Annotated in this window: 20 protein-coding genes and 1 pseudogene; 10 read left to right on the forward strand and 11 right to left on the reverse strand. The window is 65.4% G+C overall.

The annotated features are described in order from the left end of the window. Positions 1 to 31: 31 nt before the first annotated feature. Together C2I35_RS12065 and C2I35_RS12070 are read right to left on the reverse strand one after the other, a co-directional pair. The gene (locus C2I35_RS12065; RefSeq protein WP_103763290.1) at positions 32 to 1198 is read right to left on the reverse strand and encodes a trans-sulfuration enzyme family protein; all 1167 of its coding nucleotides are present in this window, start codon (positions 1196 to 1198) and stop codon (positions 32 to 34) included. A gap of 63 nt (positions 1199 to 1261) precedes the next feature. After that, the gene (locus C2I35_RS12070) at positions 1262 to 2167 is read right to left on the reverse strand and encodes a DMT family transporter (RefSeq protein WP_103763291.1); all 906 of its coding nucleotides are present in this window, start codon (positions 2165 to 2167) and stop codon (positions 1262 to 1264) included. 270 nt (positions 2168 to 2437) lie between these two features. Here C2I35_RS12070 and C2I35_RS12075 point away from each other — a divergent pair, with 270 nt between their 5' ends. From C2I35_RS12075 to gndA, 3 genes are all read left to right on the forward strand, one after another. After that, the gene (locus tag C2I35_RS12075) at positions 2438 to 3625 is read left to right on the forward strand and encodes an aspartate aminotransferase family protein (protein WP_103763292.1); all 1188 of its coding nucleotides are present in this window, start codon (positions 2438 to 2440) and stop codon (positions 3623 to 3625) included. Between the two features lie 11 nt (positions 3626 to 3636). Then, positions 3637 to 4563 carry an ornithine carbamoyltransferase gene (gene argF / locus C2I35_RS12080; protein ID WP_103763293.1) on the forward strand — a complete coding sequence of 309 codons (927 nt, stop codon included), beginning with the start codon at positions 3637 to 3639 and terminating at the stop codon, positions 4561 to 4563. A gap of 260 nt (positions 4564 to 4823) precedes the next feature. Continuing rightward, positions 4824 to 6230 (forward strand): NADP-dependent phosphogluconate dehydrogenase, encoded by a 1407-nt coding sequence (gene gndA, locus C2I35_RS12085; protein ID WP_103763294.1) that lies wholly within the window; start codon positions 4824 to 4826, stop codon positions 6228 to 6230. 75 nt (positions 6231 to 6305) lie between these two features. Here the strand turns inward: gndA and C2I35_RS12090 are convergent, their stop codons facing one another. The 4 genes from C2I35_RS12090 to C2I35_RS12105 form a co-directional block, all read right to left on the reverse strand. After that, positions 6306 to 7787, reverse strand: a complete 1482-nt coding sequence (locus C2I35_RS12090; protein ID WP_103763295.1) for an inorganic phosphate transporter — start codon at positions 7785 to 7787, stop codon at positions 6306 to 6308. A 79-nt stretch (positions 7788 to 7866) separates the two neighbouring features. Further along, the gene (locus C2I35_RS12095) at positions 7867 to 8406 is read right to left on the reverse strand and encodes an NUDIX hydrolase (RefSeq protein WP_342749719.1); all 540 of its coding nucleotides are present in this window, start codon (positions 8404 to 8406) and stop codon (positions 7867 to 7869) included. 11 nt (positions 8407 to 8417) lie between these two features. Beyond that, complete coding sequence (gene hrpB, locus C2I35_RS12100) at positions 8418 to 10862, reverse strand: ATP-dependent helicase HrpB (protein ID WP_103763297.1); 2445 nt, start codon at positions 10860 to 10862, stop codon at positions 8418 to 8420. Positions 10863 to 10870: 8 nt separating this feature from the next. Further along, complete coding sequence (locus C2I35_RS12105; RefSeq protein WP_170067194.1) at positions 10871 to 11593, reverse strand: DUF3108 domain-containing protein; 723 nt, start codon at positions 11591 to 11593, stop codon at positions 10871 to 10873. A gap of 260 nt (positions 11594 to 11853) precedes the next feature. Between C2I35_RS12105 and meaB the strand changes: the two genes are divergently transcribed. Continuing rightward, a complete protein-coding gene (meaB, locus tag C2I35_RS12110) occupies positions 11854 to 12840 on the forward strand; it encodes a methylmalonyl Co-A mutase-associated GTPase MeaB (RefSeq protein ID WP_103763299.1) in 987 nt (328 codons plus the stop codon). 280 nt (positions 12841 to 13120) lie between these two features. On the opposite strand, the gene C2I35_RS12115 is transcribed toward meaB, so the two are convergent. Further along, the gene (locus tag C2I35_RS12115) at positions 13121 to 14137 is read right to left on the reverse strand and encodes a TraB/GumN family protein (RefSeq protein WP_245890477.1); all 1017 of its coding nucleotides are present in this window, start codon (positions 14135 to 14137) and stop codon (positions 13121 to 13123) included. A gap of 220 nt (positions 14138 to 14357) precedes the next feature. Here C2I35_RS12115 and groES point away from each other — a divergent pair, with 220 nt between their 5' ends. From groES to C2I35_RS12135, 4 genes and pseudogenes are all read left to right on the forward strand, one after another. Further along, the gene (gene groES / locus C2I35_RS12120) at positions 14358 to 14669 is read left to right on the forward strand and encodes a co-chaperone GroES (protein WP_103763300.1); all 312 of its coding nucleotides are present in this window, start codon (positions 14358 to 14360) and stop codon (positions 14667 to 14669) included. Positions 14670 to 14726: 57 nt separating this feature from the next. Next, entirely contained in the window at positions 14727 to 16376 is a 1650-nt protein-coding gene (gene groL / locus C2I35_RS12125) for a chaperonin GroEL (RefSeq protein ID WP_103763301.1), read from the forward strand. A 248-nt stretch (positions 16377 to 16624) separates the two neighbouring features. Further along, a pseudogene (locus C2I35_RS12130) lies at positions 16625 to 16783 on the forward strand (IS1380 family transposase); the annotation flags it as partial. Between the two features lie 161 nt (positions 16784 to 16944). Continuing rightward, positions 16945 to 17676, forward strand: coding sequence for a Hint domain-containing protein (locus C2I35_RS12135; protein ID WP_170067195.1), 732 nt, complete (start codon positions 16945 to 16947; stop codon positions 17674 to 17676). Positions 17677 to 17737: 61 nt separating this feature from the next. Here C2I35_RS12135 and C2I35_RS12140 read toward each other — a convergent pair whose 3' ends face one another. Continuing rightward, positions 17738 to 18229: a flavin reductase family protein gene (locus tag C2I35_RS12140; protein ID WP_103763450.1), complete on the reverse strand. Its 492-nt coding sequence runs from the start codon at positions 18227 to 18229 to the stop codon at positions 17738 to 17740. A 134-nt stretch (positions 18230 to 18363) separates the two neighbouring features. Here C2I35_RS12140 and C2I35_RS12145 point away from each other — a divergent pair, with 134 nt between their 5' ends. Beyond that, positions 18364 to 19233 carry a glycosyltransferase family 10 domain-containing protein gene (locus C2I35_RS12145; protein WP_103763303.1) on the forward strand — a complete coding sequence of 290 codons (870 nt, stop codon included), beginning with the start codon at positions 18364 to 18366 and terminating at the stop codon, positions 19231 to 19233. A 169-nt stretch (positions 19234 to 19402) separates the two neighbouring features. Here C2I35_RS12145 and C2I35_RS12150 read toward each other — a convergent pair whose 3' ends face one another. Together C2I35_RS12150 and C2I35_RS12155 are read right to left on the reverse strand one after the other, a co-directional pair. Next, positions 19403 to 21478 carry a bifunctional sulfate adenylyltransferase/adenylylsulfate kinase gene (locus tag C2I35_RS12150; protein ID WP_103763304.1) on the reverse strand — a complete coding sequence of 692 codons (2076 nt, stop codon included), beginning with the start codon at positions 21476 to 21478 and terminating at the stop codon, positions 19403 to 19405. Positions 21479 to 21595: 117 nt separating this feature from the next. Beyond that, positions 21596 to 22507 (reverse strand): LysR substrate-binding domain-containing protein, encoded by a 912-nt coding sequence (locus C2I35_RS12155; RefSeq protein ID WP_103763305.1) that lies wholly within the window; start codon positions 22505 to 22507, stop codon positions 21596 to 21598. A 109-nt stretch (positions 22508 to 22616) separates the two neighbouring features. On the opposite strand from C2I35_RS12155, the gene C2I35_RS12160 reads away from it, so the two are divergent. Further along, entirely contained in the window at positions 22617 to 23159 is a 543-nt protein-coding gene (locus C2I35_RS12160) for a DUF6647 family protein (protein WP_103763306.1), read from the forward strand. A gap of 90 nt (positions 23160 to 23249) precedes the next feature. Here the strand turns inward: C2I35_RS12160 and trxB are convergent, their stop codons facing one another. Beyond that, entirely contained in the window at positions 23250 to 24230 is a 981-nt protein-coding gene (gene trxB, locus C2I35_RS12165) for a thioredoxin-disulfide reductase (RefSeq protein ID WP_103763451.1), read from the reverse strand. Between the last annotated feature and the right edge of the window lie 90 nt (positions 24231 to 24320).

Consider the following 24320-nt stretch of genomic DNA (forward strand, 5'->3'; position numbering starts at 1 on the left):
CAAGGAAGGGGGGCGGCGATCAAGGGTGACGTTACGACGCCGCCCCCGCGCGGTCCAGCGCCTGTTCGAGGTCGGCGATGAGATCGTCCGCGTCCTCGATACCGATCGACAGGCGCAGAAGGCGGGGATGGACGGGAAAGCCTTCGCCCGAGACGGTCTTGCGGTGTTCGATCAGGCTTTCGACGCCGCCAAGCGACGTGGCGGGATAGAAGACCTCGCAATAGCGGCTGACGTCGATGGCGGTCTGCTCGGTGCCCTTGACGAGGATCGAGAGCATACCGCCATAGAGGCCGCCGGTCTGGCGTTTGGCGATCTCGTGGTCGGGATGCGAGGGCAGGCCGGGATACATCACGGCGTCGATGCCGGGATGGCCTTCGAAATGTTGCGCCACGGCCAGGGCGTTCTCGGTCGCGCGTTCGTAGCGCAGCATCAACGTGCGCATTCCGCGAATGAGCAGAAAGGCGTCGAAGGAATGCAGGACGGTCCCTTGAATCATGCGGACGTGGAAGATCTCGTCCCAGTAGGTCCCGGTTTCGCGCACAGACAGTACGCCGGCGGTCACGTCGGAATGGCCGTTGAGGTACTTGGTGGCGGAATGAAAGGAGATATCCGCGCCAAGTTCCAGCGCGCGGGTGGCGCAGGGCGGCGTGCCGGTGCAGTCGGTGACCAGTTTCGCCCCGGCGGCATGGGCGATCTCGGCGGCGGCGGCGATGTCGGTCGTGTCCCAGTTGGGATTGTTGGGGGTCTCGACCCAGACCAGCGCGGTCTCGCCTTTGACCGTTGCTGCCTTCATCGCGTCGAGATCGCCGGCGGGATAGTAGCTGACCCGCAGGCGGTTCTTGGCCTCGTAGGTTTTGAACTGGGCGAGGACACCGTGATACATCACCTCGGGCACCACCACGTGCGCGTCCGCGGGCAGGTGTTCGATCACCGCAGTGGCCGCGCCCATGCCCGACGAAAAGAGCAGGCTCTCGGCGGCGCCTTCGAGGTCGGCGATGATCGCCTCGGCCTGTTCGGTCGTCACGTTGCTGTCGCGGCGGTACATGTAGCTTTGGCGCAGTTCGTAGTTGTCATCCCTCGCGTAGGTGGCGGCGGTCTGGATCTGCGGCACGATGGCACCGGTGGCGGGGTCGAGATAGCGCAGGGCCTGCGCGAGCTTGGTGGCGGGCGAAAGCGGGCGGTTGGGGCGATGGGCCATGGGGCAGATTCCTTTCAGCGTCGGGGCGGACGGTACGCATTTGGCCCACGATGGCAAGCCGGGTCAGAGCGGGCGCGCGGGCGGCACGGTGGGAGATTTGAGCCGCGCCTCGCGCCACGCCAGAAGGGCCGCGCCGGAGAGGATGGTCAACGCGCCGAGGACAGATATCGCATCGGGCAGGACAGAGAACACGGCGGCATCGTAGAGCGCGGCGAAGACAAGCGTCGCATAGAAGAAGGGGGCGACGAAGCTGGCATCGGCGCGGGCCAGCGCGTTGACGAAGCAGGTTTGTGCGGTGGCCATCAGCAGGCCGATCCCGGCGAGGGCGGCCCATTGCGCCGGGGTGGGTGCGGCCCAGACGAAGAACGCCGCCGCACTGGCGATGAGACAGCCGAAGCCGTTGTTGATCAGTAGAATCTGAAGCGGGCGTTCGCGGCCAGAGAGAAACTTGATCGCGATAAGTTCGGCCCCGAGGCAGGCAGCGGCGGCGAGGGCAAGTAGCGCGCCGGGCTCGATCGTGCCGCCGCCGGGGCGGGTCAGGATCAGCGCGCCGCAAAGGGCGATGGCGGCGGCGGTCCAGCGGACGGGGCCGACTTTCTCACCAAGGATGGGAATGGCCAGCATCATGCCGAAGACCGGGTTCAGGAAGCTGATCGCGGTGGCGTCGGACAGCGGAATGAAGGCGGCGGCAGCGAACATCAGGGTGACGCCGCCCCAGCCGAGGCCCGAGCGCAGAAGGTGGAGGTGCAGGGCCGGGCGCACGATGGGGAACCGCGTGGCGGCGGCGAAGGTCGAGAAGGCGATGAGCGCGAAGAGGAACCGGCCCTGGCTGATCTGCAGCGGATGCAGCGCGGGGCCGAGCGCGTCGGTGCCGAGCGCCTTGGCCAGGAGCGTGCATCCCGCGATGAAGGCTGCGGCGGCAAGGGTCAGGAGCGCGGCGGCGCCGGGGTTCTGGACGGGCGGTGTCATCGCCTGTCCAGTGGCAGGCGGGCGGGAGAAACTCAAGCGCCATATCGGAGCGCGCAGAAAACACTTTGCGCGGGGCGCGGAACCGGCTATGTCAGCGCGCATGATCGAACGCCGCACAAATATTCGGAGCCGACGCCGCCGCACCTGCGCCTGACGTCCCGCTCGCCTGTTCGATCCATCCGGTGCCGGAGCGCACCAAACCCTTTCCACCATTGACGAACGCCCTGCCATACGGCACTCAAAGGGCTTCCATACTTGAGGATACCACAGATGATCCCCTCCGTTCTGCCGACGTATAATCGTGCACCGCTCAGCTTTGTCAAAGGCGAGGGCGCCTGGTTGATCGAGGCGGATGGTCGACGTTTTCTGGACCTTGGCGCGGGCATCGCGGTGAACGCGCTGGGCCATGCGCACCCGGCGCTGGTGGCGGCGTTGACCGAGCAGGCGGGGGCGCTGTGGCACACCTCGAACCTCTACCAGATACCCAAGCAGCAGGAGTTGGCCGACAAGTTGGTGGCCGAGACCTTTGCCGACACGGCCTTCTTCTGCAATTCGGGCACCGAGGCCTGCGAACTGGCGGTGAAGATGTGCCGCAAGTATTTCCATGACAAAGGCCAGCCGGAGCGGACCGACATCATTGGCTTCGAGGGCGCGTTCCACGGCCGGTCCAGCGCGGGGATTGCCGCTGCCGGGTCGGAGAAGATGACCAAGGGGTTCGGGCCGCTCTTGCCGGGATTCAAGCATGTGCCGTTCGGCGATCACGACGCGTTGCACGCCGCCATCGACGACAACACGGCTGCGATCCTGCTGGAGCCCGTGCTGGGCGAGGGCGGGATCAAGCCGGTGCCCGATCAGTGCCTGAAAGGGCTGCGCGATCTGTGCGACGAGACGGGCATCCTGCTGATATTCGACGAGGTACAGTGCGGGATGGGCCGGACCGGCAAGCTGTTCGCGCATGAATGGTCCGGGGCCACCCCGGATATCATGATGGTTGCCAAGGGCATCGGCGGGGGCTTTCCGTTGGGCGCGGTGCTGGCCACCGAGGATGCGGCCAGCGGGATGACGGCGGGCACGCATGGCTCGACCTATGGCGGCAACCCGTTGGGCTGTGCCGTTGGCTGCGCGGTCATGGACATCATCGCCGATCCCGAATTCCTGGCCGAGGTGAACCGCAAGTCGGGCCTGTTCCGGCAGAAGCTGGAAGGCTTGGTCGCGGCGCATCCGGAGGTGTTCAAGGGCGTGCGCGGATCGGGCCTGATGCTGGGGCTGGAATGTGTGGTGACCAATACCGACGTGGTGGCCGCGGGCTATGATGCCGAGGTCGCGGTGGTGCCGGCGGCGGAGAACGTGGTGCGCCTGTTGCCGCCGCTGATCATCTCGGACGACGAGATCGGCGAGGCGGTGGCGCGGCTGGACAAGGCCGCGACCGCGGTGAAGACGGCCCTGGCCGAGGCATGAGGAGCGGACCGATGCGGCATTTCCTGGATATTCACACCACCGACGCGGGCGAGTTGCGCGGGATCATCGACGGAGCGCGGCACATGAAGACCGCGCGCGAGGGCCGTCCGCGCGGCGCGGCCGATGACGAGCAGCCGCTGGCGGGCCGGATGGTGGCGCTGATCTTCGAGAAGCCGTCGACGCGGACGCGCACCAGTTTCGACGTGGGCGTGCGCCAGATGGGCGGCGAGACGATGGTGCTGTCGGGCGCGGACATGCAGCTGGGCCATGGCGAGACCATCGCCGACACCGCGCGTGTGATGAGCCGTTACGTGGACCTGATCATGATCCGGACCTTCGACGAAAGCGTGCTGCAGGAGATGGCCGAATATGCCGACGTGCCGGTGATCAACGGGCTGACCGACCGCACGCATCCCTGCCAGATCATGGCGGACGTGATGACCTACGAGGAACATCGCGGACCGATCAAGGGTAAGAAGGTGGTCTGGGCCGGAGATGGCAACAACGTGTGTTCATCCTTCCTGCATGCGGCGGGACAGTTCGGGTTCGACATGACATTCACCGGGCCGGCGCAGCTGGACCCGGAGGAGGAATTCGTCGGGCTGGCGCGCAAGGCGGGCAGCACGATCACCATCGAGCGCGACGCGGCCAAGGCCGTGGAGGGCGCGGACCTGGTGGTGACCGATACCTGGGTCAGCATGCACGACAGCCAGTCGAGCAAGGAACGCCGCCACAACATGCTGCGCCCCTACCAGGTGAACGCGGAGTTGATGAAGCACGCCAAGGACGACGCGCTTTTCATGCATTGCCTGCCCGCGCATCGCGAGGAAGAGGTGACGAGCCCGGTGATGGACGGGCCGCATTCGGTCGTGTTCGACGAGGCCGAGAACCGCCTGCACGCGCAGAAAGCGATCATGCGCTGGTGTCTGGGCGTCTGACGCCGGTGCGAAGGAGCGCGTTTCACGCGCGCAGGTTTGTCTCGTCGTTGCCCTTGCGGGCAAAGCCTCGGGGGGCGTCTGGCGGGCGTGACGCGTCAGGGCACGGTCAGGCGGCCTTGCGAAAGGCGGGGCTGCCTTCGGCGAGAGTATTTCTGCCAAGAAAAAGGGCGCGCCGTGGGAACCTCCCCGGACCGCATGGTCGGGTTCCTTGGCATCCGGTGCGGGGCGGTCTACGCTGGCCGTGAAGCATAGGAGCGGACATGGCAGGCGGTTTCGCACAGATCGGCGTTTACGGGCTGGGGACAATGGGCAGCGCCCTGGCGCTGAACATGGCCGAGAAGGGCTTCGAGGTGGCGGTGACCAACCGCGAAGCCGACTGGATCAGCGATTTTGTCGATGAGGCCGGGCCGCTGGCCGCGCGGTTGCATCCGCATGAAAACTTGCGCGATTTCGTGGCCGGGCTGAAGACGCCGCGGGTGATGCTGTTCATGATCCCGTCCGGCAAGCCCATGGATGCGATGATCGAGGAGGTGGCCCCATTGCTGGAGGAGGGCGACACGATCATCGACGGCGGCAATGCCGATTTCCACGACACGCGGCGACGCGCGAAGGCGCTGGCGGAGAAAGGTCTGCATTTCGTCGGCATGGGGGTGTCGGGCGGCGAGCACGGCGCGCGGCACGGGCCGTCGATGATGGTGGGTGGCAGCGACCACAGCTGGGATCAGTTGCGCGACGTGTTGCGGGCAATCGCGGCGCGGTATGAAGATGACCCGTGCGTCGATCACTTTGGCCCGGACGGGGCGGGGCATTTCGTCAAGACCGTGCATAACGGCATCGAATATGCCGACATGCAGGTGATCGCCGAGATCTATGGCCTGTTGCATTACGGCTGTGTCTGGTCGCCGGCGCAGATCGGGGCGCTGTTTTCCAGTTGGAACGACGGCGCGCTGAAATCCTACCTCGTGGAGATCACCGGCGAACTGTTGGCCTATACCGATCCGGCGACGGGGCATCCGGTGGTGGATGTCATCAAGGATGCCGCGGGACAAAAGGGTACGGGGCGCTGGACCGTGGTGGAGGCCGTTCGCATGGGCCAGGCCGCGACCATGATCGAGGCAGCGGTGGGCGCGCGCGCTTGGTCGTCGGAGAAGGACACGCGCATCAAGGCGCAGGAATTGCTGGGCGGCGAGCGCGGTCTGCTGTCCCTCGACGAGGACATCCTGGCAGAGGCGTTCATGGCGGCGCGGGTTCTGTGCTATGCGCAGGGGTTTCGCGTGCTGGAGGCGGCATCGCAGGAGTATGAGTGGGCGCTCGATTGCGCCCGGATCGCCGAGGTCTGGCGGGCGGGCTGCATAATCAGATCTGTTCTGCTGGATGATATCTCGGAGGCGTTTCGCGAGGATCTGCCGCACGGGCAGTTGTTCCTGTCGCCGCGTTTCGCGGAGATCCTGAAACGGACCGTGCCGGCGCTGCGCAAGGTCGTTGCGGAGGCTGTGGCGCATGGCCACGCGATCCCGGCGCTGTCGGCGGCGCTGCAATGGTACGACAGTATGCGTCAGGGCTATGGCACCGCCAACATCATCCAGGCGCAACGGGATTTCTTCGGCTATCACGGCTTCGCGCGGCTGGGACAGGACGGCAAGTTTCACGGGCCGTGGTGGGATTGATCCTTATGCCCGAAGGGCACGCGTCTCGAGCGACGGCACGGTCGAGGCGCCCTGAAAGACCGGCGCGCCTGAGGGTCAGCCTGTCAGGCTGTTGAGCACGAAGAAGATGACCGCGGACATTACTGCGGCGGCGGGGACCGTGATGATCCAGGCGGCGACGATGGTCATGAAATGGCTGCGGCGCACCAGCTTGCGGCGGCGGCGTTCCTCGGGGGCGAGGCGCTTGCCCGTGCCGCCGGTTGTCAGCCCTTTCTGAAGGCGGCGTTCCATGTACCATTCGCGGAAGAAGCCGACGCCGAAGACGCCGCCCACCGCGATATGCGTAGAGCTGACCGGCAGGCCCAGCCAGCTGGCGACGATGACGGTGATGGCCGCCGACAGGGCGACGCAATAGGCGCGCATCGGATCGAGCTTGGTGATCTGGCTGCCGACCATGCGGATGAGCTTGGGGCCAAAGAGGAACAGGCCGAAAGAAATGCCGAAGGCGCCGATGATCATGACCCAGAGCGGGATCGCCACCTCGCCGGCAAAGCCGCCGGCCTCGGAGGCGTAGACGATGGCCGCGAGGGGGCCCACGGCGTTGGCGACGTCATTCGCGCCGTGAGCGAAGGACAGGAGCGCCGCCGAGATGATGAGCGGCAGGCCGAAGAGCGCCTTGAGCGAGCGGCGGCGGTTTTCCATTCCCTCGGACTGGCGCCGGATCAGGGGGATGGTCAGGGCGTAGATCGCTGCCCCGGTCGCCGCGCCGATCAGAAGGGCGGTGCCGATGTCGATCTTGACGATGCGTTTGAGGCCCTTCATGGCAAGGTAGGTGGCGAATGTGCCGGCCATGAGCCCCACAAGGATCGGCACCCAGCGGCGGGCGGCGGCGATCTTGTCTTCGCGATAGACAATCCGGGTCTTGATCAGGGCCAGGAAGCCGGCGGCGATGACCCCGCCCAGCACGGGCGAGATCACCCAGCTGGCGGCGATGGCGCCCATGGTCGGCCAGTTCACCGTGGCAAGGCCCGCGGCGGCGATGCCGGCGCCCATGACCCCGCCCACGACGGAGTGCGTGGTCGACACAGGGGCGCCGACCTTGGTGGCGAGGTTGACCCAGAGCGCGGCAGAGATGAGGGCGGCCATCATTGCCCAGATGAAGGTCTGTGCAGTCTGCATCCCCTCGGGGTCGATGATGCCCTTGGAGATGGTCGAGACCACGTCGCCCCCCGCCAGAAGCGCGCCCGCGCTTTCGCAGATCGCCGCGATGACGATCGCGCCGCCCATGGTGAGGGCGTTGGCCCCCACGGCGGGGCCCATGTTGTTGGCCACGTCGTTGGCGCCGATGTTGAGCGCCATGTAGGCGCCAAATGTCGCCGCGGCGATCACCACCATGTTGTTGGGGAAGGCACCAAAGAAAAGGGCCGCACCGAGACCGGCGATGACCATGAAGGCCAGTGCGATGCCAAGCGAAACCAGCGGCCGCGAGACATAGGCCGTCGCGTATTCGATCTGGGAGATCCGCCCGAGATCCTTGTCGAGCGTCTTCCACTGGTTGTTCTGCGGGTTATCGGCCAACGGTCCCTCCCGGTCCGGTTCGGGGCAGAGCGCTAGCCGTTCTGGCGCGGCGGTTCAATGCCGCGATGTCATAAAACCGTTACATTTCCAGCAGAATGGACTTCAGACCCGGTTCCTGTACCATTTCAGCCGCATCGGCGGGGCTGACCCAGCGACGCTTGCGTTCGTCATGTTCTGGGTAGATATCGGCGAGCTGGTCGACGTGGACCTTGAAAACCTCGACCTCGACCGGGGCTTCATAGCCGCCGTCGAGTTGCTTGTCGTAGCCGAAACTGCCGACATGCCCTTCGATCTTGGCGCCCTTGCTGACACCGGCCTCTTCCCAGGCTTCCTGCAGCGCGGCCTCGGCGGCTTTCTTGCCTTCCATCGGCCAGCCCTTTGGGACAATCCAGCGGCCCGTGCCGCGGCTGGTGATCAAAAGAACCTGCGTGCCGTGCTTTTTACTGTTGCGGTAACATAGAGCGGCCACCTGCAATTCCGGCGGGCGTCGCAGAATGGGTTGGAAAAGTTCCGTCCAGGCTTTTTTCATCGCTGTCGTCATGCCGCTGCTCTCAATATATTTGTTTTCTTTTAAGTATATACGTTTTTTGCCGCAGGAATCAACTTTTGGCTGTTGCAAAAGAAAGAGGCTCAGCCCTGGCGGCGTTTGGCGCGCAGGGTCGGGTCGGCCTCGCGCGGGTTTTCGGGCCAGGGGTGCTTGGGATACTGCCCGCGCATGTCCTTGCGGACGTCCGCATACGAACTGTCCCAGAAGCCGGGAATGTCGAGCGTGGTTTGCACCGGGCGGCCTGCGGGCGACAGAAGGGTGACGCGCAGCGGCGTGCGGCCCACGGTGGGGTGGGTGGTCTGGCCGAACATTTCCTGCAGGCGCAGGGAAATTTCGGGATGGTCGCCGGAATAATCGATGGGGATGCGGCGACCGAGGGGCGTGGTGAAATGCGCCGGGGCGGCGGCGTCAACGCGCTGCATCTGGTCATAGGTCAGCCGCGCGCGCAGGGCGTCCAGCATGTCGAAGCGCTTCCAGTCGGCGGCGGTCTTGAGGCCGGTGATGTAAGGCAGGAGCCAGGTTTCGAGGTCTTCGAGGAGGGCGGCGTCTGACATGTCGGGCAGGTCCTCGCCTGCCTCGCGCAGCAGGGCAACGCGGGCGGCGAAGCGGCGGGCGGGGTCGGACCAGTTCAGGCCGAGGTCGCGGATGCCGTCGAGCATGGCACGGGCGATGGCGTCGTCAGGGGCGTCCTTCCACATGCGGTCGTCCAGAACCAGCGCGCCGAAACGTTCCTGTCTGCGGGTGACGACGCGGCGGTCGCGGCGGTCCCAGTGGCAGACGTCGTGCCAGGCGATCTGATCGGCGAAGAGGGCGCGAAGCTCGGACTCGGAAAGCGCGACGGCCTGCCGGATGCGGGCCTCGCGCGGGTTGCCGTCAAGGTCGGTGGCGACCAGCAGGCGTTGACCGGCGAGGGGGTCTTCGTCGGGCAAAAGCGCGCCCTTGCCGCCCGAAAGGACGAAGCGAGGGGCGTCCCCCTTGCGGCGCAGGCCGATGCGGTCAGGGTAGGCGAGCGCGGCGCATTCCGCGTCGGACATCCCGTTGGCCCGCGTCGATTTTGCCTGTGCCGCCAGGCGCTTGGCTTCGGCACGGATGCGCATCACCGCGCCGTGGTTGGCAGGGTGCGGGTGTCGGCCCTTGGGGTCGCGCAGGGTGGCCATGCGCAGGGTGAGGTCAACCGGGGCGCCGCGTGGCAGCGGGTCGCGGTCGGCCAGCAGGGCGGCGAGCAGGGCCGCGTCGGGCCCGGCCGTGCCCAGCATATGGGCGAGGCGCGGGTGCAGGGGGAGCTTCGCCAAAGCCTTGCCATGCTCGGTGATGCGGGCCTGTGCATCGAGGGCACCCAGCATCTGCAAGAGCGCCTGCGCCTCGGCATAGCTGCCGGGATTGGGCGGGGTCAGGAAGGGCAGGTCTTCGGGCGTGGCGCCCCAGAGCGCCAGTTCGAGGGCGAGGCCCGACAGGTCGGTCGCCTCGATTTCGGCCGGGGGATAGGCGGGCAGGGCGCCTTCCTCTCCCTTGGTCCAGAGGCGGTAACAGGTGCCTTCCGCGACGCGCCCCGCGCGGCCTGCGCGTTGCGTGGCCTCGGCGCGCGTGACGGGCTCGGTCACCAGCCGCGACATGCCGGAGCCGGGGTTGAACCGGGCGCGGCGGGACTTGCCGCCGTCGACCACCACGCGGATATCCTCGATGGTCAGCGAGGTTTCGGCGATGGAGGTCGCAAGGACCACCTTTCGGCCTTCGGACACGGGGGCGATGGCGGCGCGCTGGGCGGCGAAGTCCATCGCGCCGAAGAGCGGGCGGATTTGGCAGTCGGGCGGCAGGCGGTCCTTCAGCAGGGCCTCGGTGCGACGGATCTCGCCTTCGCCGGGGAGGAAGACGAGGACGCCGCCCGTGGTCTCGGACACGGCCTTGGTAACGAGGTCGGAAAGGGCCGCGTCCCACCTTGTTTTCTTAGGTATGGGCGCGTCGATGTGGCGGGTTTCGACCGGGAAGCTGCGGCCTTCGGAGGTGACGATGGGGGCCTGCATCAGCTCGGCCACCGGGGTGGCGTCGAGTGTGGCGGACATGGCCAGGAGCAACAGGTCGTCGCGCAGGGCACCGGCCACTTCGAGGCAGAGAGCAAGCCCGAGATCGGCGTTGAGAGAGCGTTCGTGGAACTCGTCGAAGATCACGGCGCCGATGCCGGTGAGTTCCGGGTCGGACTGGATGCGGCGGGTGAGGATGCCTTCGGTGACGACCTCGATCCGGGTCGCCTCGGAGACTTTGGCATCGCCGCGGACACGGTAGCCCACTGTTTCGCCTGTTTTTTCGCCCAAGGTGGACGCCATGCGCTCGGCGGCGGCCCGGGCGGCGAGGCGGCGAGGCTCCAGCATGACGATGCGGCCTTGGGTGAGGCGGGCGGTCAGCATTTCCAAGGGCACGACGGTGGTCTTGCCCGCCCCGGGGGGCGCTTGCAGCACGGCGCGGCCGGTGTTGCGTAACGCGGTCAGAAGCGCCGGAATGGCGTCGTCGATGGGAAGCCTGTCGCGGGTCATGTCCCGCCTTATCGGCGATGCATCGACACTTTGCCATAGCGGGTGCGCACGACCACGGTGTCGGCGCGCATGGCGTTCCCCTGCGGGACATAGATGATCGACACCGGAGCGGCGCTGTGGCGCAGTTCGCTGGTGGAATAGCCGGCGATGCGGCGGTACTGCCCCGAGCATTGGACGCGTCCGCCATCGAGGGCCTTGCGGCTGGTAAGGCTGAGACGGGCGTGGCGGTGGCCGTCGTAAACGTCCGCGTTCAAGGAACAAAGCTGGTTCGGAGCCTGGTCGCGCAGGGCGGCATAGAGCGCCGTCAACGGGTCGTAGGCGCCGGGCAGGGTGCGTGGATTGACGGCGGGTGCGCTGCTGCCGGTGTCGCCGGTGACTCGCGTGGCGACGCCGCCGGAAAAGGAGATCTTGAGGTTGGTCGAGCGGCGGCCCTCGGAGGTGACCTCGGAATAGCTTCGCGGGACGAAACGATTGCCGGATTTGCCGCCGCTGGCGGACAGATCGAAGCTGGCCTGTTTCAGCGCGGAGAGTGCGCCCGTGGTGGCGAAGCGGGCGCGGGTGCTGTAGGCGCTGGCGGTTTCGTTGCTGGCCATGGCCATTTCGCCGACCTTGGCGCCGATCAGGCGGACGTCGTAGCGGGCCTGGCTGCTGTCCGCGAGCGCGGTGGTCGCGCCGAGCGCGGTAAGAAGCGCCGCGAGGGCGACAAAGGTTAACCGGATCTTGACTGTCACGTGCGGGCCTCTTGCATTGCATCCGTGGAAGGACATGGCGCAAGAACGAAAGTAACACGTTCAGCCCGGATTTCATCCCGGCATATGAAGTGGGTCCGTGCGGGAGTGTGGCGCGCAAGTGGTTACCATCGGGTAAACCGGCCCTGCGGTGCCGGGGGCTGTTGCGGTTGCTGGACATTTCCGGCCCGGCTGGGGCACAAGGCGGAAGGCCCTGACAGGGATCGCAATGCGGCGATCCGGACCGGAGGAGACGACGCGCGATGACCGATACCGAAAAGCTGGCCGAGCAGTTGGTGGCGCAGGAACGCCGGGCGCTGGCGCGGGCGATCACGCTGGTGGAAAGCGGGCGGGCCGATCACCGGGACGCGGCGCAGGCCCTGCTGGACCGGGTGGCGGGGCATGGAAAACAGGCCGTTCGCATCGGGTTGTCGGGCACGCCGGGGGTTGGAAAAAGCACGTTTATCGAGGCGTTTGGCATGATGTTGACCGGCAAGGGCCTGCGTGTGGCGGTGCTGGCGGTGGACCCCAGCTCGGCGCGGTCGGGCGGGTCGATCCTGGGCGACAAGACGCGGATGGAGCGGCTGAGCCGCGAGCCTGGTGCGTTCATTCGCCCCTCGCCCAGCCAGACGCATCTGGGCGGCGTGGCGCGGCGCACGCGCGAGGCGGTGACGCTGTGCGAGGCGGCGGGGTTCGACGTGGTGCTGATCGAGACCGTGGGCGTGGGACAGTCCGAGACGGTGGTGTCGGAGATGTGCGATTTGTTCCTGCTGCTGCTGGCCCCGGCGGGCGGCGACGAGTTGCAGGGGGTGAAGCGCGGGATCATGGAGATTGCTGATCTGATCCTTGTGAACAAGGCGGATGGCGATCTGAAATCGGCGGCGACAAGGACCTGCACCGACTATGCCGGCGCGTTGCGATTGTTGCGCAAACGGCCGCAGGATCCGGAGGGCTTTCCCAAGGCGATGATGGTGTCGGCCTTGCAGGACGAGGGGTTGAACGCGGCCTGGGACGAGATGAATGCGCTGGTCGACTGGCGCCGTGAGAACGGGCATTTCGATGCGCGGCGCGAGGAACAGGCGCGGTACTGGTTCGGCGAGGAAGTGAAGCGGGGCCTGATGGCGCAGCTGGAAACACCGGAGGCGCGGGCGCTTATGGAAGAGGGCGCCGAGGACGTGGCTGCGGGGCGCACGGTGCCCAGCGTGGCGGCGCAGCGGGTGTTGGACCGGCTTAGCGAATCAAAGGGTTAATCGGGCCGGCGTGGCGAAATCGACGTCGGTATCTCGTCGGTATTCGGGTGGTATTGCGACGGTGCGGTTGTCGCGGGAGCGGTGGTTAACCGAGCGTGCGTGGTTAAGGGGTGGTTAACGCAGGGCGCGTGGGTTTTCACCCACCCTACGCGGTTTGGGTGGCGGGGTGAAGATAGCCCTGCGCGATTTGGGTGGGTGAAGTCGTAGGGTGCGTGGTGGGGTGGAACCCCACCCTACGAGGTCCCGGATCACGTCCGGGACGGGCGCGTGGCCGGTGGCGTCAGAGGTCCACGCGGGTGACGGTGTAGCCCTTGTCTTCGAGCAGCCTGAGGATGCCCACCTCGCCCGGCAGGTGGCCGGCGCCCACGGCGATGAGCACATGCTCGCCCGGCGCGACCTGCGACTCCAGCCGGTCGATCCAGCCCAGGTTGCGTTTTTCCAGCAGTAGGTCCTCGACCATGGCAAAGCCCTCGGCCCCGGCCTCGCCGCCGTACTCCTCGGACACGTAGCGCGAGAACACCAGCGTCAGGGCGATCTCTTCTGCAAGGTAGCGTTCGCGGATCGTATAGGACAGATCGTTCATGTCGCCGGGCCAGGCGAGCGACATGCGGATCATCTCGATCTGGTCGTCCATCGGGAAGCTGTCGAGCAGGGTCAGCAGGTCGTCGAAATCCTCGAGCGAGCGGGTGGGGTTGCCGGCCTCGGCGGCGCGGTCGCCGACCAGCATGTCGATGCCCTTGGCCTCGAACGCGCCGGACTGCGCCTCGCAGGGGCCGATGCCGAGCATCATCCCGGCCCAGAGCGGCTTGAACTTGGCGGCCATGAAGCCGGGGATCATCCGGGCCTGCATCTCGGCGCGGTAATGCTGCCAGTCTTCCTCGCCCAGAAGGTCGGGCAGGGTGGGGCCCTCGGTGATGAACATGAGCGACGGGTTTTCGGCCATCGCCCGCTGCATCGCCATCTGGTCATCGTTGGAGATTTCCAGGTAGATCTTGTCGGCGTCCTCGATCATCGGCGCCAGGCGGTCGAGATGGGCGTCGGTCAGGCGGTGCTTGAAGTGGTAGGTGCCGAAAATGTCGATCACCGTGTCGCCGCGCGTGGCCTGCCACAAAAGCCCCTCGGCATGGGGCATTGCATCTGCTTCTTTGCGAAGGGTTTCGAGGGTTTCGGCGGGCAGCGCGTCGATCAGGTCGGCGCCGCCGCAGGTGTCGCCCGGGGTGTCTTGCGCGGCGGCGGGCAGGGAGAGGCCGAGCGAGAAACACAAGGGGGCCAGCAGCGAGGTGCGCAAAGTTTTCATCATCTGACCCCTTGTTTTACGTGCTTGAAACAAGATGTAGAGGGGCAGGGCGAGGTGCGCAACAACGCCCCGCGCCTGACGACGCAAAATTTTCCCAGACTCATGTTGACAGCTTAGTGATCGCTCCTTAGCTATGCGCCGTTAGCACTCGACTACGGTGAGTGATAACGGTCTCCGCAGGGGGGCCTGAGGGAAACTTGATAGCCAAGGAGCAAAAGCTATGGCATTCAAACCGCTGCATGACCGCGTGCTTGTACGCCGCGTTGAGAGCGAAGAAAAAACCGCTGGTGGGCTGATTATCCCCGACAGTGCCAAGGAAAAACCCAGCGAAGGTGAAGTCGTTGCTGTTGGCGATGGCGCCCGCAAGGATAACGGCGAGCTGATCGAGATGGCCGTTTCCGTCGGCGACCGCATCCTGTTCGGCAAATGGTCGGGCACGGAAATCACGATCGACGGCGAAGAGCTGCTGATCATGAAAGAGAGCGACATCCTGGGTGTGACGACCGACGCGAAGGCCGCGCAAGCCGCCTGAACGCCACGGATCGTATCCTAAGCTGACCAACCAATTAAGACATCAGGAGCGACTTATATGTCTGCAAAAGACGTGAAATTCGATACCGATGCCCGCAACAAGATGCTGCGCGGCGTCAACGTCCTGGCCGATGCGGTCAAGGTGACCCTTGGCCCCAAAGGCCGTAACGTGGTTCTGGACAAATCCTTCGGCGCGCCGCGCATCACCAAGGACGGTGTGTCGGTTGCCAAGGAAATCGAACTGGAAGACAAGTTCGAGAACATGGGCGCGCAAATGGTGAAAGAAGTCGCCAGCCGCACCAATGACGAAGCCGGCGACGGCACCACCACCGCGACCGTGCTGGCCCAAGCCATCGTCAAAGAAGGCATGAAGGCCGTGGCCGCGGGCATGAACCCGATGGACCTCAAGCGCGGCATCGACCTTGCCACCAGCAAAGTCGTCGACGCGATCAAGTCCGCCGCACGCGAAGTCAACGACTCGGCCGAAGTGGCGCAAGTCGGCACCGTGTCGGCCAACGGCGAAGCCGAGATCGGCCAGATGATCGCGGACGCGATGCAGAAGGTCGGCAACGAGGGTGTTATCACCGTCGAGGAAAACAAAGGCCTCGTCACCGAGACCGACGTCGTCGAAGGCATGCAGTTCGACCGTGGCTACCTGAGCCCGTACTTCGTGACCAACGCCGACAAGATGACCACCGAGCTGGAAGACTGCATGATCCTGCTGCACGAGAAGAAACTCTCGTCGCTGCAGCCGATGGTGCCGCTGCTGGAGCAAGTCATCCAGTCGCAGAAACCGCTGCTGATCATCGCGGAAGACGTGGAAGGCGAAGCGCTGGCGACCCTCGTGGTCAACAAGCTGCGCGGTGGCCTGAAGATCGCCGCTGTCAAGGCGCCGGGCTTTGGTGACCGTCGCAAGGCCATGCTGCAGGACATCGCGATCCTGACGGGCGGTCAGGTGATTTCCGAAGACCTGGGCATGAAGCTGGACAACGTCACGATGGACATGCTTGGCCAGGCCAAGAAAGTGTCGATCACCAAGGACGAAACCACCATCGTCGACGGTGCTGGCGAGAAGGCCGAGATCGAAGCACGGGTCAGCCAGATCCGCACGCAGATCGAGGAAACCACCAGCGACTACGACCGCGAGAAGCTGCAAGAGCGTGTTGCCAAGCTGGCTGGCGGCGTTGCCGTCATCCGCGTGGGCGGCATGACCGAGGTCGAAGTGAAAGAGCGCAAGGACCGTGTCGATGACGCGCTGAACGCGACCCGCGCGGCCGTTCAGGAAGGTATCGTCGTGGGCGGCGGTGTCGCGCTTGTCCAAGGTGCGAAGGCGCTGGACGGCGTCGAGGGTGCCAACAGCGACCAGAACAACGGTATCGCCATCGTTCGCAAGGCGCTTGAAGCCCCGCTGCGCCAGATCGCGGAGAACGCGGGCGTCGACGGTTCGGTTGTTGCGGGCAAGATCCGTGAATCGGACGACCTGAAGTTCGGCTTCAACGCGCAGACCGAAGAATATGGCGACATGTTCAAGTTCGGCGTGATCGACCCCGCGAAAGTCGTGCGCACCGCTCTGGAAGACGCCTCTTCGATCGCAGGTCTGCTGATCACGACCGAAGCGATGGTTGCCGACAAGCCGCAGAAAGAAGGCGCCGGCGGCGGTGCTGGCGGCGGCATGCCCGACATGGGCGGCATGGGCGGCATGATGTAAGGTTTTCGCATCTGCGAAAACCGATGCCCGGCGGGCGTTTGGCGAAAGCCTGATGTCTGACGGGTGCCGCAAGGAAAAAGAGGGGCCGTCCCGTTGGGGCGGCCCTTTTTTTGGCAGTGTTGAAGCCTCGGGCACGGCCTGAAAAAGCGTGCGGCTCGCACCATGTGTACATACCCTCCCGTAGACATCCGCGGGAGGAATGTATTGTCCCGGAGGTCTGCTGTGCGGGACATAGCGAGCTTTCGCTGCGGTTGTCTTGCCGAAGGTTCCGCGAAAACAAGGCGCAGCTGCACGCGATGGCAATCTGGTCGCTGACGAGGCTGGCCGAGGTGGCGGCCACGGGCCCGATGGTCCGCGCCATCCCCGCGGCCATCCGACGCCCACGAGCGCCACCGGAATGCGCGTAAAGATGTTCCGGGCCCAATCTGCATGAAATCGGCAAGACAGAGGTGTGTGCCTGTGCAAAAAAAAACGCCGACGCCAAGTTACGACGCGACCGCTTCCCGGCCTCATCCGCACACATGCAACCGTCTGCGCGACCACATACGCCGCTCGACGCGGATATAGCTTGTACAGCGGGCAAGTTAATGCAATTTTGCCGCCTCTGGGCACGGTTCCGGGCGCCGGTGTCCTGACGCAAACTGGCTTCTCAGGGGAAATTCTCTATTCGACCAATGACTCCAGTTTGAGCATCGGGGACACGATCAGCGTCAACCAAACGGCTGACTACACGTTCTGCTTTCTTGCTGGTACGTTGATCGCGACCCCCAAGGGCGAGGTCCCTGTCGAAACCCTGCGACGTGGCGACCCGATCATGACCGCCTCGGGTCAGGTGGTGTCTGTCAAATGGGTTGGTTACCAGAAAATCCACAACAGCATGTTCACATCGGAAACGCGCGCGCCGGTCTGTGTCTCTGCCGGCGGCTTGGGTGGTGGTCTTCCCCATGGTGACCTGTTTCTGACTGCCGATCACGGATTGATCTTGGACGGCTTGGTGATCAATGCGGGGGCGCTGGTCAATGGCGTGACCAACCGTTCCGTACCGCTCGCCGAGATGCCCGAGACATTTGTCTATTACCATATCGAGACCGAGGGGCACGAGATCATCCTCGCCAATGGTGCTGCCTCGGAGACATTCATCGACTACGCCACGCGGCAGTCTTTTGACAATTATGCAGAGTATGTCGCGCTATTTGGCGAAGAGCCGGTTATTTCCGAGATGGATATTCCCCGTATTTCCGCGGCACGGCTTGTGCCTCCGGGGACTCGTGCAAGGCTGGCGGGCGACGTCGCAGCCTGAGCAAACACAATCGCGCGAAGGTTGTGGCGCCGCGCGTGGCGACAGAACTGAGCGTGACAGGTCAGACGCGGGCCTTGGGGCGCACGATATGAAAGCTGCCGCTCATGTAGGTGAGCGGTTTCTCCCCGGCGTCGGAGATGCCTGTGACGTCGCCGATGCAGATCGCGTGGCTGCCATGGACGTGGCGGTGCGTCAGGCTGCAGGAAAACGCCGTGGCGCGGGGCAGAAGGGGGCCGTATTCGGTATCGAACACTTCGACCCCTTCGAACCGGTCCGGGCGTTCGGCATCGAACGAGCCTGCGAAACGCCGGGCGAGGTCGTCGGCATCCTCTGGCAGGATGTTGACACAGAAAGCGCCGTTGGCCGAAACCGCGCGGGCGATGGTGCTGTCCGCCTTGAGGCACACCAGCACCGACGGGGGGTCGGCGGACAGCGACGTGAAGGCGCTGACCGTCGCGCCGGCACGCCCCGAGGGGCCGTCGGTGGTGACGACGGTGACCGTGGCGGCCACCTGTCGCATGGCCCCTATGAATGCGTCGCGCGCGGTGGTCATGGTATGTCCTTCTGGCCGGAACCCGTCCTGTTCCGAGTGTTCCATAAGCTGGCATCTCCGGCCGGGATGTCAATGGCGGACGCCGTCGTCGGGAGCAATTGCGCTGAGGCCGCTTTCGCCGTATCAGGGCGGCCATGAACGAGACCTCCAATGCCATTGCGATCATGCCTTATGACGTCCGGCCGGGCCTGCGGCCGGGGCGGGTGCGCCTTGACGCGCTTCTCTGGCCGATGGGGCGGCCCGAAAGGCTGGCGGGTGCGGAGCGGACGGTGCGCGATCTTGGGCCGGACGATCACCTGGTGGTCTTCACGTCGAGCCTGCTCTATCGCCGGCCCTGGCTTGGCACGCGGGCGAAGGTGTCGGTGATGATACTTGAGCCGGAAGCCATTCATGGCGACCACATGCAGAAGCTGCGCCGCCAGTACGCGCGGTTTCACAAGGTGCTAACTGCCAATGCCGACCTGCTGGCCGCGATCCCCAACGGGGTGCTTTTTCCGCAGGGCATTACCTGGGTCGGGGACCGGACGAAGCTGGACCTGACGAAAACGAAGGCCTGCAGCCTGATCGCGTCGGCCAAGCGGTCGCAGGAGGGACATGCGCTGCGCCATACGATGGTGGATTACGTCCGCGCCGAAGGTCTGGACGTGGACGTGATGGGCGGCGGGTATCAGCCGTTCGAGCGCAAGGCCGACGGGCTGGCGCCCTATCGCTTTTCGCTGGTGATCGAGAACGTGCGGGAGGTGAATTACTTCACCGAAAAGCTGATCGACGCGGTGCTGTGCAAATGCGTGCCGATCTACTGGGGTTGTCCGAATATCGCGGACTTCATCGACACCTCGGGCATGATCGTTTGCGAGAGCGAGGCGGAATTGAAGGCAGCGATGCAGGACCTGTCGGAAGAGCGTTATGCTGCGCTGTTGCCCAGGCTGGAGGCAGCGATGCCGAAGGCGGAGATCTATGGCGAGTTGTATGAGCGCGCGGCGCGGGCGGTTGTGGGGGACTGAGGTTCCGGCCCTATGCCGTCGCGGTCGAGGCGGGGGCGGTCGCCACCCCAGGGACTGACGCTCGCCTTCGTCGTGACCAGCAGCAAAGTTCGAATAGCCGACACTGGCGCGCCAACCAGTACGGGCCGCCCCAACAAGGGACGGCCCGGTTTTTCAAACGCCCGGCAGATCAGCCCGCGATGAGGCCCATCTGTTCGAGCTTCAGCACCACCTGGTGGGCGCAGTTGTCGACATCGACATTTTCGGTCTCGACGCGCAGTTCGGGATTTTCGGGTACGTCGTAGGGGTCTGAAATGCCGGTAAACTCCTTGATCTTGCCTTCGCGGGCCAGCTTGTAGAGGCCTTTGCGGTCGCGGCGCTCGCATTCCTCGATCGAGGTGGCGACGTGGATCTCGACGAAGGCGCCGAAGTTTTCGACGTCTTCGCGCACCGCGCGGCGCGTGGCAGCATAGGGCGCGATGGGGGCGCAGATGGCGATGCCGCCGTTCTTGGTGATCTCGGAGGCGACATACCCGATGCGGCGGATGTTGAGGTCACGGTGCTCTTTCGAGAAGCCGAGTTCCGAGCTGAGGTTCTTGCGGACGATATCGCCATCCAGAAGCGTCACCGGGCGGCCGCCCATTTCCATCAGCTTGACCATCAGCGCGTTGGCGATGGTCGACTTGCCCGAGCCGGAGAAGCCGGTGAAGAACACGGTGAAGCCCTGCTTGGCCCGCGGCGGGCGGGTGCGGCGCAGTTCGGTCACGACCTCGGGGAATGAGAACCATTCGGGGATTTCCAGGCCTTCCTGCAGGCGGCGGCGCAGTTCGGTGCCCGAGATGTTCAGGATGGTCACGTCGTCCTTGTCCTCGATCTCGTCCATCGGCTCGTACTGGGCGCGTTCCTGCACGTAGACCATGTGCTTGAAGTCGACCATCTCGATGCCGATCTCGTCCTGGTGCTCGCGGAAGAGGTCCTGGGCGTCGTAGGGGCCGTAGAAATCCTCGCCGGCCGAGTTCTTGCCGGGGCCGGCGTGGTCGCGGCCGACGATGAAGTGGGTGCAGCCGTGGTTCTTGCGGATCAGGCCGTGCCAGACGGCCTCGCGTGGGCCGGCCATGCGCATGGCGAGGTTCAGCAGCGACATGTTGGTGGTGGAGGCGGGGTACTTGTCGAGCACGGCCTCGTAGCAGCGGACGCGGGTGAAGTGATCGACGTCGCCCGGCTTGGTCATGCCGACGATGGGGTGAATGAGCAGGTTGGCCTGTGCCTCTTTCGCGGCGCGGAAGGTGAGTTCCTGGTGCGCCCGGTGCAGGGGGTTGCGGGTCTGGAAGGCGACGACCTTGCGCCAGCCCATCTTGCGGAAGAAGGCGCGCAGTTCATTGGGCGTGTCGCGGCGGGCGCGGAAATCGTAATGCACGGGTTGCTGGATGCCGGTGACCGGACCGCCGAGATAGACGGGGCCCGCGGTGTTGTGCAGGTAGTTGACCGCCGGGTGGGCGGAATCGTCGGCGCCGAAGACCTTTTCGGCCTCGTGCGATTTGTCGGGCGACCAGCGGTCGGTGATGGTCATGGTGGCGAGAATCACGCCTTCCTGGTCGCGCAGGGCGATGTCCTGGCCGGGCTCGATGCTGTCGGCGAAATCCTGGGAGACGTCGAGCGTGATGGGCATGGGCCAGAGCGTGCCGTCGGCCAGGCGCATCGTGTCGACCACGGAGTTATAATCTTCCTCGGTCAGGAAGCCCTTGAGCGGGCTGAAACCGCCGTTCATCAGCAGTTCGAGGTCGCAGATCTGGCGCGGGGAGAGATCCCAGCTGACGAGATCGGCCGCTTCGACCTTCAGTTTCTGGGCGCTTTCGTAGGAGACGAAAAGCTCGGGAATGGGGGCGAGGTTGTTCTGCACTAGTCTGGTCCTGTGTTTGAGGGGGTCGAGCCCGCTTCGCGTGCCGGTCAGTTCGGCATGAAGCGCGTCGTATTCGGCGAATTTCCGGGCGAGGAAGTCGTCGGTGAGGCGCAGCATTTCCGCCGCGCCGCGGGAGGTGAGCGCATAGGCGAAACGCTGGCGCTTGTCGGGGCCGGAGCGGTCGCCGATCTTGACGAAGCCGGCCTCTGTCGCCTGGCGGAGCAGGGCGTTAAGGCGGCCAAGGGACACGTCGAGCGCCGCCGCGAGTGAGCGCTGCGAGGCCTCGGACGACCTGTCCAGCTGCCGCAGGAGGCGGAAGAGGAGGTCCCGGTCGGGAAGGCCTTGTTTTGCATCATGCGCGGTCATGCGACGACTCAAAGTGTGTTCACGCGTGAACACATATGGCAGGCGACCTGCGTTGTGAACCCCTTTCGGGCCGAAAACACTAAAGTTGCGGATATGTTGCGCGAAGCGCCGCCGGTTTTACTCCGCAGCGGACATCGGTGCGGTGGCGGCCCGGGCCTGCCGGACCTCATCGTGCAGCCATGACCGGAAGGTTTGGATCATCGGATCGTTCGCGCGCGCCTCGGCGCAGGCCACGGAATAGATCACGTCGGGCATGGTGTCGGTGTCGAAGAGCCGCACCAGGCGTCCCGAGGCCAGCGTGCCCTGCACCATCGCGTCGAATGCCATGGCCACGCCGTGGCCCTGTTCGGCGGCGGTGGTGGCCAGTTCGCAATTGGGAAAGGTGGGGCCGGCCGGCAGGTCGGGCGAGCGGAGGCCTGTGGCGGCGAACCACTCTGCCCAGGAGTCGTCGGTTTCGTCATACATCAGGCGCAGTCGCAGCAGATCCTGCGGGCTGCGGATGTTTTCCCGTTCCTTGAGGTCGGGGCGGATCACCGGATAGCGGCTGGAGGTCATCAACGGTTCGGTGCGAACGCCGGGATGGTGCGCGTCGCGCCACTGGATCACCACGTCGCTGTCATTGGACGAGAAATCCGTGTCGGGCGCGCCGGTCGAAACGCGCAGGCGGATCCGGTCGCCGAAGGAGAGCCCGCCGAGGCGTGGCACCAGCCAGCGGGCGGCGAAGCCGGGCGTGCAGAGCACGCGCAACGGTTTGTCCCCGGCCTCGCGCACCGAGCGGGTGCTGTCGTCGAGCAGGTCCAGAAGGCCGGTGAGCTTGCCGGCATAGGCCCGACCGGTCAGCGTCAGGTCCATTTGGTTGCCGCTGCGTTCGAACAGCGCGGTGTCGAGATACTCTTCAAGTGCGCGGATCTGGTGGCTGACGGCAGAAGGCGACAGGCACAGCTCTTCGGCTGCGTGCTTGAAGCTTTTGTGGCGCGCGGCGGCCTCGAACGCCTTGACCGCGGCGAAGGGGGGCAGGTGCCGTCCCATGGCAGATGAATTTCCTTCACGGGCACATGAAAAATGGCCTTTTGCGCCGGGGCGCGACCGCAGCTTAGCATTTTAGGGACATCAATCCAAATCCCGAGAGGAGGTTGCCATGCGCATCCTGTCCCGAGCCGGCCCATGGTCGGCGCGTACCGGCCTTTTCTGTCTTGTTCTCAACGCGTTTTGCGGCGTCGCTTGGGCGGCGGATCTGCTGGCCTGGCGCGAGGCGAAAGCGATGCCGGAACTGGTGGAGCATATGGAAGTCTGGCTGGACCGGCATACGGATTTGCCACGGCGGGCGGTGGCGCCAGAGATCCGCCTGACGTCGCAGGCCACGGTGGCGCGGCTGGCGCCGATGCGGGCGGCCTCGGAATCATCGCGTACACGCGGGCTTTACGATCCAGATAGCGAGACGATCTGGCTGGTGCGGCCGTGGAGTGCGAAGAACCCGTATGACGTGAGCGTCCTGTTGCACGAGCTGGTGCATCACCGGCAGGCGGCGCATGGGCATTGGTATTGCCCGGGGGCGCAGGAGTTGCCGGCCTACCGGGCGCAGCAGGCATGGCTGAATGCCTTGGGGCTGGAGCCGGATGTGAATTGGGTCGCGGTGGTCCTGAAGGCGGGATGCACGCCGCGTGACATTCACCCGGAGTGAGTGTCACGTGGGTTTTCACCCACCCTACGGTGCGGGGCATTGAGTGGGGACGTCCCGGGGTGAGCCCGGGACGTCCCGCTATTGGGTAGCTCAGGCTTGCGGGACGTAGGCCTCGGGGGCGGGCGCGTCCTCGGGGAGTTCGGCGATGAACTTCTCGGCATCCAGCGCGGCCATGCACCCCATACCGGCAGACGTCACGGCCTGGCGGTAGATATGATCGGTCAGGTCCCCCGCGGCGAACAGGCCGGGGATCGAGGTGCGGGTGGAGCCGGCCTCGACCTTGACGTAGTCGCCGTGATGCATCTCGACCTTGCCCTTGACCAGCTCGTTTGCCGGGGCGTGGCCGATGGCGATGAAAACGCCCTTGCAGGGAATTTCCTGCGTCTCGCCGGTCTTGGTGTGCTTGACGCGCACGCCGGTGACGCCCTTGGGATTGTCGTCCCCCAGCACCTCGTCGAGTTCGTGGAACCACAGGGGCTCGATCTTGGGGTGTTTGAGCAGACGGTCCTGCAGGATCTTTTCGGCGCGCAGTTCGTCGCGGCGGTGGATGAGCGTGACCTTGGAGGCGAAATTGGTCAGGAACAGCGCCTCTTCGACGGCGGTGTTGCCGCCGCCAACCACGACGATCTCGTCGCCGCGGTAGAAGAAGCCGTCGCAGGTGGCGCAGGCCGACACGCCGAAGCCCTTGAACGCGTCCTCGGACGGCAGGCCGAGCCACTTGGCGCGCGCGCCGGTGGCGAGGATCACGGCGTCGGCGGTGTAGGTGTTGCCGCTGTCGCCCTTGGCGACGAAGGGGTGCGCATCGACGTCGAGCGACGAGATGATGTCGCCCACGATCTCGCAGCCCATGGCCTTGGCGTGGGCTTCCATGCGAACCATCAGGTCGGGGCCCTGTACCTCGGTGTCGCCGGGCCAGTTCTCGACCTCGGTGGTGGTGGTCAGCTGGCCGCCGGGTTCGATGCCCTGAACGAGTATGGGTTCCAGCATGGCGCGGCTGGCATAGACACCGGCGGTATAGCCCGCGGGCCCCGAGCCGATGATCAAAACCCTGGTGTGACGTGTTTCGGCCATGTCCGATCCCCCTTGATCCGTGAAGCGGGGCATGCGACGCCCCGTCTGAGTCTGGCCAGATATAACGGGGCCGGGCGGGGGTGTGTAGCC

It is taken from the genome of Roseovarius confluentis, assembly GCF_002917925.1.
Taxonomy (GTDB): domain Bacteria; phylum Pseudomonadota; class Alphaproteobacteria; order Rhodobacterales; family Rhodobacteraceae; genus Roseovarius; species Roseovarius confluentis.